Origin of the sequence: Arthrobacter sp. zg-Y877, from assembly GCF_030373105.1 — a bacterium.
Taxonomy (GTDB): domain Bacteria; phylum Actinomycetota; class Actinomycetes; order Actinomycetales; family Micrococcaceae; genus Arthrobacter_B.
Genome location: NZ_JAUCPU010000003.1, coordinates 371,725 through 386,310 on the forward strand (window position 1 = coordinate 371,725; position 14,586 = coordinate 386,310).

General features: G+C 64.7%; 14 protein-coding genes. 3 read left to right on the forward strand and 11 right to left on the reverse strand.

The annotated features are described in order from the left end of the window. Positions 1–52 precede the first annotated feature (52 nt). Entirely contained in the window at positions 53–1,726 is a 1,674-nt protein-coding gene (locus QNO03_RS09190; RefSeq protein ID WP_229949500.1) for a catalase, read from the reverse strand. Between the two features lie 141 nt (positions 1,727–1,867). Between QNO03_RS09190 and QNO03_RS09195 the strand changes: the two genes are divergently transcribed. Then, positions 1,868–2,293 (forward strand): pyridoxamine 5'-phosphate oxidase family protein, encoded by a 426-nt coding sequence (locus tag QNO03_RS09195; protein WP_229949497.1) that lies wholly within the window; start codon positions 1,868–1,870, stop codon positions 2,291–2,293. Here the strand turns inward: QNO03_RS09195 and QNO03_RS09200 are convergent. Next, positions 2,290–3,186, reverse strand: coding sequence for a phosphodiesterase (locus tag QNO03_RS09200; protein WP_289603053.1), 897 nt, complete (start codon positions 3,184–3,186; stop codon positions 2,290–2,292). The two genes, QNO03_RS09195 and QNO03_RS09200, sit on opposite strands and share 4 nt — an antisense overlap. Positions 3,187–3,382: 196 nt before the next feature. On the opposite strand from QNO03_RS09200, the gene QNO03_RS14655 reads away from it, so the two are divergent. Continuing rightward, positions 3,383–4,072 carry a hypothetical protein gene (locus QNO03_RS14655; protein ID WP_354003892.1) on the forward strand — a complete coding sequence of 230 codons (690 nt, stop codon included), beginning with the start codon at positions 3,383–3,385 and terminating at the stop codon, positions 4,070–4,072. Between the two features lie 10 nt (positions 4,073–4,082). Here the strand turns inward: QNO03_RS14655 and QNO03_RS09210 are convergent, their stop codons facing one another. From QNO03_RS09210 to QNO03_RS09240, 7 genes are all read right to left on the reverse strand, one after another. Further along, on the reverse strand, positions 4,083–4,832 hold the full coding sequence (locus QNO03_RS09210; protein ID WP_289603054.1) for a sulfite exporter TauE/SafE family protein: 750 nt from the start codon (positions 4,830–4,832) through the stop codon (positions 4,083–4,085). 122 nt (positions 4,833–4,954) lie between these two features. Continuing rightward, on the reverse strand, positions 4,955–5,971 hold the full coding sequence (locus QNO03_RS09215) for a zinc-binding dehydrogenase (protein ID WP_289603055.1): 1,017 nt from the start codon (positions 5,969–5,971) through the stop codon (positions 4,955–4,957). A 128-nt stretch (positions 5,972–6,099) separates the two neighbouring features. Continuing rightward, positions 6,100–7,155, reverse strand: a complete 1,056-nt coding sequence (locus tag QNO03_RS09220; protein ID WP_229949490.1) for a zinc-dependent alcohol dehydrogenase family protein — start codon at positions 7,153–7,155, stop codon at positions 6,100–6,102. 149 nt (positions 7,156–7,304) lie between these two features. Then, a complete protein-coding gene (locus QNO03_RS09225; RefSeq protein ID WP_289603056.1) occupies positions 7,305–7,709 on the reverse strand; it encodes a YchJ family protein in 405 nt (134 codons plus the stop codon). A 27-nt stretch (positions 7,710–7,736) separates the two neighbouring features. Then, positions 7,737–9,203: a serine/threonine-protein kinase gene (locus tag QNO03_RS09230; protein WP_289603057.1), complete on the reverse strand. Its 1,467-nt coding sequence runs from the start codon at positions 9,201–9,203 to the stop codon at positions 7,737–7,739. A gap of 183 nt (positions 9,204–9,386) precedes the next feature. After that, positions 9,387–10,685 carry an Nramp family divalent metal transporter gene (locus tag QNO03_RS09235; protein WP_289603058.1) on the reverse strand — a complete coding sequence of 433 codons (1,299 nt, stop codon included), beginning with the start codon at positions 10,683–10,685 and terminating at the stop codon, positions 9,387–9,389. A 277-nt stretch (positions 10,686–10,962) separates the two neighbouring features. Next, complete coding sequence (locus QNO03_RS09240; RefSeq protein ID WP_146362590.1) at positions 10,963–11,166, reverse strand: cold-shock protein; 204 nt, start codon at positions 11,164–11,166, stop codon at positions 10,963–10,965. 207 nt (positions 11,167–11,373) lie between these two features. On the opposite strand from QNO03_RS09240, the gene glsA reads away from it, so the two are divergent. Further along, positions 11,374–13,188, forward strand: a complete 1,815-nt coding sequence (glsA, locus tag QNO03_RS09245; protein WP_289603059.1) for a glutaminase A — start codon at positions 11,374–11,376, stop codon at positions 13,186–13,188. A 385-nt stretch (positions 13,189–13,573) separates the two neighbouring features. On the opposite strand, the gene QNO03_RS09250 is transcribed toward glsA, so the two are convergent. Both QNO03_RS09250 and QNO03_RS09255 read right to left on the reverse strand, forming a co-directional pair. Next, positions 13,574–13,777 (reverse strand): cold-shock protein, encoded by a 204-nt coding sequence (locus QNO03_RS09250; protein ID WP_146362594.1) that lies wholly within the window; start codon positions 13,775–13,777, stop codon positions 13,574–13,576. Between the two features lie 176 nt (positions 13,778–13,953). After that, positions 13,954–14,529, reverse strand: coding sequence for a DUF421 domain-containing protein (locus QNO03_RS09255; protein ID WP_229949480.1), 576 nt, complete (start codon positions 14,527–14,529; stop codon positions 13,954–13,956). Positions 14,530–14,586 lie beyond the last annotated feature (57 nt).

Here is a 14,586-nt window from a genome sequence, read left to right on the forward strand (position 1 = left end):
CACCGAAGTGCGCCCGCGCCGTCGTTGACTGCGTTGAGTCGGAACCGGTGCCTTACCGGGTGACGACTACGTGCTCGTTGGGCACGCAGTGGGTCATGGTGAGGCCCTCGACGTTCCGGGGACCGTTGTGGCCCAGGTTCTTCATCCGCTCGGTTTCTTCCTCATTGAGCGTCTGGGTGGCCAGCGGGCCGAGATCCTTGATCTCGTCCAGGCTGATGCCCAGGCCCTCGCCGACGCGTGCACCCAGCTCGTCATCGCTCATGTAGAAGTGCCAGAGCATGCGCTCCTGCACCGGGCGGGCTGCCTGGCCGACGTTGGCAATGAAGTTGGCGACCAGGTCGTCCTTCTCCCACTGCTCCATCAGCTGGTAGCGCTGTCCGGCCTGCATGTAGTCGTTCGTGCGGTTCAGGCGGGCGCGGGTCAGGCGGCCAACGAGTTCCGGGCCAACCTCGGCCTGCTCCGGCTTCGGTGCTTCCTGCAGGCCGCCCGTGATGTTCGGCTCGTAGTTCACATGCGGGTTCTGGCCCGGCGCGAGGTCGGTGCCGTAGGACATCTGGCCACCGCGCTGGTTGGTGGCAACCCGTGCGTTCTTCGCGGAGTTCACCGGAAGCTGCAGGTAGTTCGGGCCTACGCGGTAACGCTGCGTGTCCGAGTAGCTGAACGTACGGCCAACAAGCATCTTGTCGTCCGAGAACTCCAGGCCGTCCACGAGGACACCGGTGCCGAAAGCGATCTGCTCGTTTTCGTTGTGGTGGTCGACGACGTTGCGGTTCAGGGTCATGGTGCCGATGAGCTTGGGTTCGAATTCCTGCTCCGGCCACGTCTTGGTGTCATCCAGCGGATCGAAGTCCAGTTCCGGATGGTCGTGGTCGTCCATCAGCTGCACGTACAGGTCCCACTTGGGGAAGTCGCCGCGTTCGATGGCCTCGTAGAGGTCCTTCGACGCGTGGCCCAGGTCATTGGCCTGGATGTTGGCGGCATCTTCCTCGGTCAGGGACTTCACGCCCTGGCGCGGCTGGAAGTGGTACTTGACCAGCTTGGACTCACCGGCAGCGTTGACCCAGCGGTAGGTGTTCACGCCGAAGCCCTGCATGTGGCGGTAGTCGGCGGGGATGCCGCGCGGGCTGAAGAGGTTTACCAGCATGTGCATGGCCTCGGGGGTCTGCGACATGAAGTCGAAGATGCGTGCCGATTCCTGGCGGAAGGTGACGGGGTCCGGCTTCAGGGAGTGGATGACGTCGGGGAACTTAATCGCGTCGCGGATGAAGAAGACGCCGAGGTTGTTGCCGACCAGGTCCCAGTTGCCGTCTTCGGTGTAGAACTTGACGGCAAAACCGCGCGGGTCGCGTGCGGCCTCGGAGGAGTCGCGTCCGCCGATCACGGAGGAGAAGCGGATGGCGACGTCAGTCTTCTTGCCGGGCTCGGAGAAGAGCTTCGCGCGCGTGTACTTGGCAATGGGCTCGTCGCCCCACTTGCCGGTGGCTTCGAACTCGCCGTACGCCACGAAACCGCGCGCGTGCACCACGCGCTCGGGGATCCGCTCGCGGTCGAAGTGGCTGATCTTCTCGAGGAGCTGGTAGTTCTCGAGGGTAGCCGGACCGCGGGATCCCACAGTACGGGTGTTCTGGTTGTCGTAGACCGGGTGTCCTTGACGGGTGGTCAGGGTCTTCGGATCGCCGGCAGCGTTCTGTCCGTCTGCGGGATTCTGCTGTTCTGCGTCTGTCATAACGTGTGCTCCTCGAGGGTGCGGTACTTAGCTTGGTCGTAAATACTACCTAGTCCACTCTCTTGCAAGGTCCGGGGCCGAGTCAAGTTCATAAGCAGCCTGATAGTGGCGGTCCGGGACACCCCTTGGCACACTGTGTTCATGAGCACTGAAGAGCTGCCACCAGTCGTTGAACTGTCCGCCGAACAGAGCTGGAAGTACCTCGAGAACACGCACCACGGCCGGCTCGCGGTCAGCGTGGCCAACCGGCCCAGCATCTATCCGATCAACTATTTGGCGCACGACGGCGTACTCCTCATCCGCACGGCGCCGGGCACCAAACTGGCGGAAATGACGGTTAATACGCACGTCGCTTTCGAAGCCGACGGCATCCACAGCGCCGAGGCATGGTCCGTCGTCGTCAAGGGAACCACCCGGCCATTGGAAACGTCGGGCGAGATTGAGGCCGCGGACGCGCTTCCCCTGCGGCCCTGGGTCCGGACGGAGAAGTACCGCTACGTGGAGATTATCCCCGAATCGGTGACCGGGCGGTTCTTCAATCTGGGTCCGGAACCGGCCACGGATTAGGCGGACGCGAGGGCGCGGGCGTCCGCAATGCTGATACCGGCTGCGGCGAGGCGCGCCTCGGTTTCCTCCGGCCCTACGGGTTTCCCAACGGTGCGGCTTTCCTGCAGGGACACCACGGAATGCACTACCGAGTCCTCGTACAGGTGGACCATGTTGTATCCCTGTCCCGCATCCTGCCCGCGCGTCCCCGGCGTCGTCAGGTCCTGCGTGTAACAGGTGGCGGATGCCACGGAGACGGGGATGCCGGCGAAGGTGCTGAAGGTCGAGTAGTGCAGGTGCCCGGCAATGACGGCTCGGACGTCGCTTCCTGCCAGCACTTCGGCAAGCCGGTGCTGTTTCCGCAGTTCCACCAGGACAGCGAGGTCCTGCACGCTGGGGACCGGCGGGTGGTGCATGGCGAGGATGGTTCCCTCCGGAGCGCGGGTCTGCAACTCACGCCGCAGCCAGGCGAGCTGACCCTCACTGAGTTCCCCGTGGTGGTAGCCCGGAACCGTGGTGTCCATGGTGATGATCCGCAGCCCGCCCAGGTGGTGCACCTGGTCCACCGGGGACATGTCCGGCGCTTCGCTCAGCAGGATCTCACGGAAGGCCGCGCGGTTATCGTGGTTGCCCATCGCCCAGATCACCCTGGCGCCCATCCTCTCGGCGGCCGGGAGGACGGTTTCCCGCAGCCGGGCATAGGCGCGGGCCTCACCCCGGTCCGCAAGGTCGCCCGTGAAGATGATGGCGTCGGGCCGCTGGCCTCCGTCCTCAAGGCGGGTAAAGAGGTCCCGGAGCTTGGCGTGGCTGTCAACCGCACCGTACAGGCAGTCCTCACCCCCGAGCAGGTGCGTGTCGCTTAGATGGAGGAGGAAATGGCGCGGGCGGGGATGCTCGGCCGGGAGCAATTCCATCGGAACCTTCTCGTGTCGGCAGCTGCTGCGGCGTACCCCTTCATGAAACCAGACTTAGCGACTGGTGAGTAACCTGTTCCTGCGCGTTTCGGGAATTTACCGGGAGTTACGTGCCGGATTCATCCGGCTTCCACTCTGGCGCGCAGGGCGGGGACCGCCGTAGGCTCGGAATTGCATCGTCTGCGAAGGGAATTCCATGAAAATCAGCCATATCCCCCTGCGCCTGACCACCGGCGCCTATATCCTCAACTCCGGCCTCAACAAGCGCAATCTGGATGCCGAAAGCGCGGCAGGCCTGCAGCAGATGGCTGCCAATGCCTTTCCCCAGGTCCAGGACATTGAGCCGGTGAAATTCGGCAAGCTGCTGAGCAATGCCGAGATCTGCGTGGGGCTGTCCCTGCTGCTTCCCTTCGTACCCAGCCGGCTCGCCGGACTCATCCTGGGCTGCTTCTCCGGCGGCATGGTCCGGATGTACCTGAAGACGCCGGGCATGACTGAGCAGGACGGTATCCGCCCCAGCGCAGACGGCATGGGGCTGGCCAAGGACACCTGGATGGCGGGCGTTGCGGCGGCTTTGATCCTGGACCGCAAGCGGCCCAAGACCAAGATCAAGGTCGTCAAGGTCCCGACGCCGGTGAAGGGCACCGCGGTGGCCGTTGGCGCCAAGGCGGCCGCGAAGGCTGCGGCGAAGGCCAATAGGAGTGCCAAGGCCGCCAAGACAGCCGAGACAGCGAAGGCGGCGAAGACAGCCGAAGCTGGCAAGGCCGCCAAGGTTGCCAAAGATGCCAGGAAGGCCAAGGCGGCCCGGGTGGCCAAGGTTGCCAAGGTTGGTGCCGCGGCAAAGGCCGCCAAGGCTGCCAAGGAACACGCGGGCAAATCCAAGTAGGTCCCGGGCCTTACTGCAGGTCGATGATCCCCTTGACCAGGGCGGAAACGGCACCCAGATAGGCCAGTACGACGACGACGCGGCGGGCGGCGGTTTCGTTGACGCGCGGTGCGAGCCAGTTTCCCGCCCGTAGCCCGGCGACCGTCAGGACGCACAGCAGCACCCAGGTCCACCAGGCGAGTTCCGGCCACTCCCCCGGGTCAATGACGGCGTGGACAGCAATAGTTGTAAGGCTCAGCGTAGCCAGGAAAGGCTGCATGGTTGCCATGAAGGATGCCTGCGGCCACCGCGCCAGCACCGCATAGGCGCTGACGGCGGGAACCCCTGCTCCGGCCATGGAGTTGCTGATTCCGGCCAGCAGGCCGGCGGCAACTTTCGGGGATTCGCCACGCAGGACCACGTCCGCCCGGTTCAGCACGAGGGACGAGGTCAGTGCGGCGAGCATAAAGAGGCCGACTCCGATTTCAAGCGGTCCCGGCGGGAGGACCGAGGCAGCATAGGTTCCCCCGAGCACACCGGCCGCGGCCGGCACCGCCAGCGTGGCGTACATCTTCCAGTCGATATTCCGCCAGACCTGTGCGATCACCAGACCGGCTGCGAGCGCACCGCACACGTTGGTCACCACCACCCCCGGATACGGGCCGAGGGCAATGATGAAGAACGGTGCAAGCAGCAGCCCGAATCCGATCCCGGCCACACGCTGCGCGATGCCACCGGCAAATACGGCAATCAGGATGGTCAGCAGCAGTCCGGAATGCACCGCCGAAGTCTATGGCCCGGACTTCCCTTCGTCCCAATTCCAGGCTGTTCCATTCCGGCCGGGATTAAACAGCAGGAGCTCTCCGCACGTGCGGGGAGCTCCTGCTGTTTCACCTCCCGAAGCTACGGGATCAGCACCAAACGGATCGGGTTGCCTTCCTTGGCGTCGAGGGCCTTGACGGCCTGCTCCGCGTCAGCCAGCGGAATGCGCGCACTGACGGACTTGGCGAAGTCGAGCCGGCCGAGCCTGGCCAGGGACACCAGCTGCGGCACGTGGTGCGCCTCGGAGCCGTAATGGCCCCGGATCTGCTTGCGTGCGTAGGAAAAGCCGGTGCTGTCATCAATGGTCATCGGCTTGCCGGACAGGCCTACCAGTACGAGGCGTCCGCCCCGGCCCAGGCACTTGATGGCCTGGGCACGGACGGCGTCGACGCCGGCGAAGTCGAGGGCGGCGTCGAGCCCCTTGCCGCCGGTGGCTGCCTTCATGGCCTCGGAGAAGTCCTCCGCCATCGGATCGAGGGCAATGTCGGCCCCAAATTCCAGGGCCCGTGCGCGTGCCTCGGGGATCGGATCAACGGCAATGATCGGCGCGGCACCGATCAGGCGCAGCAGCTGCACTCCGTGGGCGCCGAGTCCGCCGATCCCCCAGACACCTACTGCTTCACCGGCACGCACATCGGCGGTGGAAGCGATGGCGCCCCACGGTGTGGACACGGCGTCGGGGATGATGGAGGCCTGGTCGAAGGGGATGTCATTGCCGAGCGGTACCAGCACGCCGGCGGGAACCACCAGGTACTCGGCCCAGCCGCCGTCGTAGTCAACACCCATGGTGAGCGTGACGCCGTTGTATTCGTAACCGGCCTGGAGCACCACACGGTCGCCGGGAGCAACGGAGGTGACACCAGCCCCGGGCAGATCCACGGTTCCGGCCACCTCATGGCCGAGGGTGACCTCGTTGCCCTTGAGGAACTGCGGGCGCAGCAGGCCCTGGATGAGGTGCACGTCCGACAGGCAGACGCCGGCCGCTCCGACCTTGATACGGACAAAACCCGGCCCGGGATCGGGAATCGGAACTTCCTTCATGGCGAAGGTGCCCGTCTCGACGTTGAGCCGTCCTGCGATCATGGTGCCGTTAGACATGGAAAACCTCTTTTGGGCGAAGAACTGCGGGGGCGAACGCGGCCGCGGTCCCATTATCTGCCTGTGCCGCCGGTGCGCAAAAAAGTGGACGGGCGGCAGCTGCCGCCCGTCCACTCCAGGTGCGCCGCTCAGGCCTGCAGGATCACCTTGAGCGCGTTGGTTTCGGCGGCCCGGGAGAAGGTGTCGTACGCCGTGAGGATGTCGCCCAGCGGATAGCGGTGGCTGATGAACTCCTCGGCCGGCAGCTTCCCCTCGGCAATCAGCTTCAGGAGCATGGACAGGGTATTTGTGTTGACCAGGCCCATGCTGATGTTGATGTTCTCGATCCAGAGCCGGTCCAGGTCCAGGCTCACGGGCGTCCCGTGTACCCCCACGTTGGCCACGTTGCCGCCGGGCCGGACGATATTGGTGCACATCTCGAACGTGGCTGGGATGCCCACGGCTTCCACCGCGACGTCCACGCCCCAGCCGTCGGTCAGGTCCATGATCTGTTCGCGCCAGTTCTTATCCCCGGAGTTCACTCCGTGGGTGGCACCGAACCTTTGGGCCTGTTCCACCCGGTTGGCGTCCAGGTCCACGGCGATGATCTTCGCCGCACCGTACAGTCCCGCGGTCGCGATCACAGCCAGCCCCACGGGGCCTGCACCGATCACTGCGACGACGTCGCCCGGCTGGACCTGCCCGTACTGCACACCCATTTCAAATCCTGTGGGGAAAATGTCGCTGAGCAGGACGCCGTGCTCCTGTGAGACGGTTTCCGGCAGCCGGTACATGGAGGTGTCCGCGTAGGGTACGCGGACGTACTCGGCCTGCGTTCCGTCGATCAGGTGTCCGAAGATCCAGCCGATACCGGACTGCCCTTCCTCTCCGGTGCAGTGCGAATATAGCCCGTCCTTGCAGAAACTGCAGGAGCCGTCCGCCGAGACGCAGGACAGGATTACCTTGTCTCCGGTTTTGAAGGCGTTCACCCCGGAGCCGGTCTCGGTCACGGTGCCGACGCCCTCATGGCCCAGGATCCTGCCCGGAGTGACTGCCGGAACGTCGCCCTTGAGGATATGCAGGTCGGTGCCGCAGATGGTGGTGGTATCTATCTTGACGATGGCGTCACGCGGGTCCTGGATCTGCGGATCCGGCACGTCCTTCCACGACTTCTGTCCGGGTCCTTCGTAAACGAGTGCTTTCATGGTGTCCTCGCCTGCTCATCCGACTTAGATGCAGGGCCTCTGATGTGCCTGCGTTTCGGGAGCTTCCCTGAGCGGGCCTGTTTACGGGGCCGCCGTCGGATGCTTTCCAGCCTAGGTGCCACCCCGACCGGGCCGGAAGATGCCGGGGGTTATCGTCCGTCCAGATACAGCCATTGGCCCCGTTCCCGGACAAATCTGCTGAGTTCCTGCTGGGTACCGCGCTGGCCGTCCTGCCGGTAGTGTGCCCGGAATTCCACCGTCCCGGTGGTGTCCAGGGGGCCGCCGCCGGAGGTGGAAAGAATATCCAGCCGGCGCCATTCGATGTCCGGGTCCAAGTCCAGCGTCTTGGGGCGGTGGTCCGGGTGCCATGTGTCCAGCAGGTAGGAGGCGTTGCCGGTGGCAAAGGCGCTGTACCGCGAACGCATCAATGCCTCAGCCGTGGGAGCGGCGGCCGCTCCGGAATGGAAGCGTCCGCAGCAGTTGCCATAGGTTTCCCCGCTGAGGCAGGGGCAGCGGCTGTCACTGGGAAGACCGGCGGGGGTGGAAGTACTCATTCCTCCAGTATCCCGCGCGGAACACTGCTACGGGCCGAAGCTGTCCTGCACCCGGTCCAGGTTCTGCCCGATCTCGCCCGGAAGGACTCCTCCGTCCGGCAGGGCACCCGCTCTGCCGAGCATCAGGACCACGGCCGCTGTCAGCACTGCCATGACCAGCAGCGCCAGCAGGGCACGTCCTGCCGAAGACAGCCGCGGCTCGGCCAGCACCTGTACCCGCGATGCCGCGGGCTGTGCGGCGGATGGAGTTCCCACCGGCGGAGGGATCTTCGGCGGGAACGCCGGCGGCAGGCCTCCGGACAGAGCAGGGTGGTCGACGGCGGGGTCGACAGCAGGGTCGACGGCAGGAGAGTCGATGGGCGGAAGGTCGACGGGCGGAGGAACCGAGGGCAGCGGTTCCGAGGGATGCCTCCCCAGTGCCCCGCGGTCCGCTCTGGCTGGCCCTGCGGCAAGACCGTCGGCCGGGTCGGCTGCCCCGGTAACGACGCCGTCCGGCAGCGGTGAGGCCTCCGCCGTTGCCGGCCCGCTCCACGGGTCCCACGAGGAGTCCGCACGAGCGGTCCGAAGGGAGGGACTGCCCTGCCCCGATGCCAGCTGCGGTATCAGCCCCGGCTGCGTAACGCCTTCCGCCCAGCGGTAGTCCAGCAGGGTCGCGGACACTTCTGCCGCCGTCGGCCGGAGGTCGGGGTCGCGTGTGGTCATTGCGGCCAGGAGACCGCGCCAGTGGCTTTCGAGGGATACCGGAATCTGAGGGTCCCGGCTGAGGCGGGCGACGGCGGACTCGACCGCGCTGCCGTTGAACTCCACCCTTCCCGTGACGGCTTCAAGCAGGACCAGGCCCAGGGAGTAGATATCGCTCGCTGCATCCGCCCCGAGCCCGGAGGCCTGTTCCGGGCTGAGGTAGTTGGCCGTGCCGAGGGTGGCACCGGCGGCTGTAATGCGGGCACCGTCCAGGATCCGGGCAATGCCGAAATCCGTCAGCTTGGCCCGCGGCGCTGTTCCCGTGGCGTTGGACGGGAGCAGGATGTTCGCCGGCTTCACGTCCCGGTGCACCACCCCCCGGTCATGGATATACGCCAAGGCGGCGGCAAGGTCGGCACCGATGGAGGGAACATCCGTGGGCGGGACCGCCTCGCCGCGCAGGCGCCTGCGGAGGTCCGGTCCGTCCACCAGTTCCATGACCAGGTAGGTCCGGGGTTCCCCGGCTCCGCCGTCGTCGGCACCAGCGGTCCCGGGGTCCTCCTTGCCCGCATCGAACAGGGTGACCAGCCCCGGATGGGACAGCGACGCAAGGAGGCGCATCTCGTTGTCCTGCCGCCCGACGTCGTCCGGAGCCACCGCACTGGCACGGAAAAGTTTGACGGCAATGTCGCGTCCCAGCGCTTCGTCCTGGCCCCGGTAGACGGTGGCCATACCTCCCCGTCCAATTGGTTCGATGAGTCGGTATCGGCCTGCGATGACCCTGTTCAGGCCACCCGTTGAGCTGGTTTCCATCCTGCAACCTTCCCTCGCCGCTAATAGCGTAGCTGAGCAGAATCGCTGCGTAGATGGCCCGTAACGACTTTTCTTTTACTTGGTTTCACCCCTCGTAGAAGCACGGCTGCTGCGCTAAACTGGCCCGCCACCGATGGTCGGTGACGGGCCAGTCTGCAGGGCTCTCCCTGGGTCTTGGTGCCGCTACAGCACCTTGGCGATGTTGTCCCAGAGCTGCTGGATGCCCAGTGCGATGAACAGCAGGGCCGTGAAGCCGAGGGCAAGGTTGGTGTGCAGCTTGTTGGCCCACTGCTTGGGAATGCGGCGGCCGTTCAGCAGGCCGAGCAGGGTCACGGCAAGGAACGGCATAAAGAGCGAGCCGAGCACACCGTAGGCGAGGATGAGTCCAATGGGCTGTCCCAGCTGGAAAAGGATCATCGGCGGGAAGGTCAGCCAGAGGACGTAGAAACGGAAGTACTTGCCGCCGATCCGGGTGTCCGGGTGGCCGGATTCCTTGCCGCGGATATTTCCCCAGAAATCGGCGAACATCAGGGAAACGCCGTTCCACACCCCGAGGATCGAGGAGAAGGACGCTGCCCAGAATCCGATCAGGAAGCCGGTGCCGACGACGTCGCCGTATTCCGCCTTGAGCACGTCGTAGAGGTCCAGCAGTCCGGCGTCGCCGCTGGAGAGGGATACTCCAGCCGAACGGACCACTTCGGCTCCGACAATGAGCATCGCGATGACGAAGATGCCGGTCATCACGTAGGCCATGGAGTTGTCGATCCGCATGACCCGCATCCACTTGGGTGTGTACCAGCCCTTTTCACGCAGCCAGTAGCCGTAGGCAGCAAGGGTGATCGTTCCGCCCACACCACCGGCGAGAGCCAGCGTGTAGAACACTCCGCCCTCGGGAATCATCGGGATCAGGCCCGTGAACATTGCCGGAATGTTGGGCACGGCGATCACGGCCAGCCCCACCACGGTTACGAACATCAGCCCGACCAGCACGGCGGTGATTTTCTCGAAGGTGGCATAGCGGCCAAACCAGACCATAACGAAACCGGCCAGGCCCATCAGAACCGCCCAGGCAGTCAGCGGCAGGACCGGGAAGACTGCCGCCAGCGGCAGGGCAGCGGAGGACATGGCCGTGGCCCCGTAGATGAAGCCCCAGATCATGATGTAGGGGCCGAAGTACCAGGTGGTCCATTTACCCAGCGACCGCCAGCCTTCGAAAATGGTCAGGCCGGTCGCCAGGGTGAAGCGGCCGGCTCCTTCCACCAGGATGATTTTCAGGACCACGCCGAGGACCACTGCCCAAAGCAATGCGTACCCGTAGCGGGATCCGGCCACCAGTGTGGCCACCATGTCCGCGGCGCCGACGCCGGTGGCGGCAACCACCAGTCCGGGACCGACGACCTTCCACTTGGCGGGGGTGCCGCCGTCGTCATCCACAGCGTCTGCGTGGTTCAGCGGCCGCTTGGGGAAATTGTCAGTAGACATACCTTCGTTCCTATCCCTGGGTGCGATGTCCGGGGCGCGGTATCCATACAGTGTGCTGTACGTCACCCCAGCCCAGTTATCTTCGCACCTCGCACCGCTATCAGGGAATCTGACCCGCCCTTCCGGCGTTAGCTTGCTCACCCGGCTGTCCGGCGCTCCGCCTCCATCACAAGGGCGTTTACGTATAAATTCCGGCGGGCAAAACAAAAGCAGGACGGGAATTAATCCCGTCCTGCTTCTGATTCAAGCCGGCCCGTGAAACGGACCTAATGTCTTATTAGACAGCCTGGATGTTAACCGCCTGCGGACCCTTGGGGCCCTGCTCGGTGTCGAAAGTGACCTTCTGGTTCTCTTCGAGAGACCGGTAGCCACTGGAGTTGATAGCGGAGTAGTGGGCGAAAACATCAGCGCTGCCGTCGTCGGGCTCGATGAAGCCGAAGCCCTTTTCAGCGTTGAACCATTTCACGGTACCTGTTGCCATTTTTAATCATCCTTCTGAACGAAACCTGCCCCGACCTTCGGGGAGTTTCACGCTGCCGTGCCTTCCGTGCAAAATACAGAAAAAGCGGCTGGCCCTAGATCTGGGTTTCGCCGCTTGAACGTACAAATTGCACAACACTGCAACAGGAAAAAGTATACCGCGGACACCGTGGAGAGTCACCCCTCCGCCAGCCCCTACGCTTGAAGTATGGACTCCCCGATCGAGAACTACCTACGCAGGATCCACGCCGAGATAGCCGGCGTAAAAGACGGCACCCCGTACCGCGGCATACCGGCCATGGCCAACGTCAACCCCGACTGCTTCGGGATAGCACTGGCCACCGCCGACGGCTTCGTCTACGAGGTCGGGGATACCCGCGAAGAATTCAGCATCCAGTCCATCTCCAAGCCCTTCACCTACGCCCTGGCCCTCGCGGACCTCGGCATGGAGGCCGTGGATGAAAAGGTGGACGTGGAACCGTCCGGCGACTCCTTCAACGAAATCTCCCTGGCCGAAGGCACCGGCCGGCCCGCCAACGCGATGATCAATGCCGGCGCCCTGACCGCCACGTCCCTGGTCAAGGGGTCCGGCGGCAGGTCCCGCTTCAAGCGCATCCTGGACACCTATTCCGCGTTCGCCGGACGCGACCTCGACGTCAGCCAGCGGATCTACACCTCCGAGCTGAGATCCGGGCACCGCAACACCGCCCTGGGGTACCTCCTGCGGTCCTTCGGCATCATCGAATCCGACCCGGCGCCCATCATCAAGGACTACTTCCGGCAATGCTCGGTCATGGTCAACGCGCGCGATCTCGCCCTGATGGCCGCAACCCTGGCCAACAGCGGCCGCCACCCCCTCACCGGCGACGAGGTCCTGGACCTCGCTTCGGTGGAACGCGTCCTGTCCGTCATGACCACGTGCGGCATGTACGACGACGCCGGCTCGTGGATCAGCAGCGTGGGTATGCCCGCCAAGTCCGGGGTGGCCGGCGGCATCCTCGCCGTCCTGCCCGGACAGGTGGGCCTGGCGGTCTACTCCCCTCCCCTGGACGCACACGGCAACAGCGTGCGCGGGGTGGCCGTGAGCCAGCGGCTCTCCCACGACCTGGGGCTGCACTTTGTCCGGGCAGCACGGACCGGCCGCTCCGCCATCCGGGCCATCTACGACATCACGTCGACACCCTCGGGTATCCGGCGGACCGACGAAGCCGCCGAGATCCTGGCCGGACACGGCCACCGGGTCCAGGTCATCGAACTCAACGGCGACCTGCTCTTCGCCGGGGCCGAGTCCATGGTGAGGGCACTCACCGACCTGCCCGACGACGTCGAACTGGTGGTTGCCGATCTGCGCAGCGTGGACGAAGTGTCCGACGTCGCCATCCGCCTGATTGCCGAAGCCGAGGACATGCTCCGCCAGGCCGGGCGCGAACTGGCCCTGGTGGACGTTGAAGGATCGGTCACGTCCGCCCTGAAGGAACTGGGCCGGAAGACCGAATCCTTCACCCTGCGCTCCGCTGCGATCGAGTGGTGCGAGAACAGGCTGCTCGAGCAGCACGGCACCGAACTTGTCCTTCCGGACGCCATCGACCCCGCCGATTCCCCGGCGCTCAGCCCGCTGGATCCGGAAGAGGCACAGCTGCTGCAGAAAATGATGGAGGACCGGACGTACGACGACGGCGACGTGGTCCGGCGCGTAGGCCAGCGGTTCGGGGGCGTCTTCTTTATTGTGTCCGGGCACATCACTACCTCCATGCCCGGTCCGGACGGCAGCAGGGTCAAGCTGGCAACACTGGGTCCGGGGATGACCTTCGGCGAGATGGCTATGGGCGAAGACAAGCGCCAGGAGACCACGGTTAAGGCCGCTGGGCCGGTCAAGGTGAAGGTGCTAACGGCGGAGGCCATTGATGAGCTGGCCGCGGCGGACCCGGTGCTGAGCATGAACCTGTGGAAGGCGCTGACTCAGGATGCCTACAGCCGGGTCGAGCAGTATCTGCGTGAAGCGGCTGTGCGGATTCACGACTAGGCCTCTCGGGTCCGGGTTTCCGGGTTTCCGCGCAAGTGGCTGGGTTCCGCTCGTTACCGCGAAGGTGGCCGGGTTCCGCTCCGGAGCCCGGAACGGCGGCAACGAAATTCCTCGCTCGCAGAGCTCGCAGGAATATTAAAGCCGCCTAACCCGGGCGCCTGCGCGGAATGGGACAGCCCCCACCATACGGACTGTCCGGATCGCTGCGGTTTGTCGGGATCCGAGGACGGCGCAACGCGCTACGCGGACGGTACCGGCCAGACCCCAGCGCCCAAGCCGGTGAAGCAACGCAGCAGAACACTCGGGTTAAACACAAGAGCAGGACGGGAGATCCCGTCCTGCTCTTGGAGTATCGGCGCTAGGCCGTTACAAAGTCTCTAAGAAATTAGAGGGCCTGGATGTTCGAGGCCTGCGGGCCCTTGGGGCCCTGCTCGGTGTCGAAGCTAACCTTCTGGTTCTCGTCCAGCGACTTGTAGCCGTTGGAGTTGATCGCGGAGTAGTGAGCGAAGACGTCGGCGCTGCCGTCGTCGGGCTCAATGAAGCCGAAGCCCTTTTCGGAGTTGAACCATTTTACGGTACCTGTAGCCATTTTTTTAATTCCTTCTGCATTCGAAACACATCCCGACTTTCGGGCGGTTTCAGTCGCGGTGTTCCTTTACCGCTTCTACAGAAAAAGCAGCTAGACCAATTGGGTTTCGCCACTTGAAATACAAAATGCGCAACACAACAACTGCGTTTCAGCCTACACGAGGTTTGCCCGGACGCCTAATCAGCCTCCCCTGCCCTGCCGGGGCCTTGCCCTGGCAGCACCAGATCCCGGGGAATACGTGACTGGTTGGTGACCCGGCGCAGCAGCACAGGATCAATGAGTTGGCCGCGGCGCAGTACGCTGACGTCCCCGGTCGGCTCCAGCACGGCAATCGCCACTTCGGACAGGTTCCGGATTCCGGACTGCCGCAGTTTGAAGTACAGCTCGTCCTCCAGGATCCGGGCCTTACGCAGGCCTTCCTCCAGGACCTCGTTCCCCGCCATCAGGAGGATGGGCCGGCTGGTGAGGTACGCGCCGCGCCGCGTCCGGCGCAGGTACCCCTCCACGCGGAGCATCCCGAACATGGTGGCCAGCGCAATGACGCCGGCAGCGAGGGTAGGCGTGTAGCCGAGGACAACCCGGCCGAGCACGGAGCCAAGGGCGATGACGACGGCACGGTCCAGGGTGGACCAGCTGGCCAGTGCACGCTGCCCGAAACCACGGATCAGCAGGAAGAAGACGGCGTATATCCCCAGGGCGCTGAGAACAACCCAGAGTGCTTCGGTCGGAGTGATGCCAAGGTTCTGCCACACGGTGCATCTCCTTTGAATTCCGCAGCGGAACTGCCGGGACTACCGAAAATGCTAGTG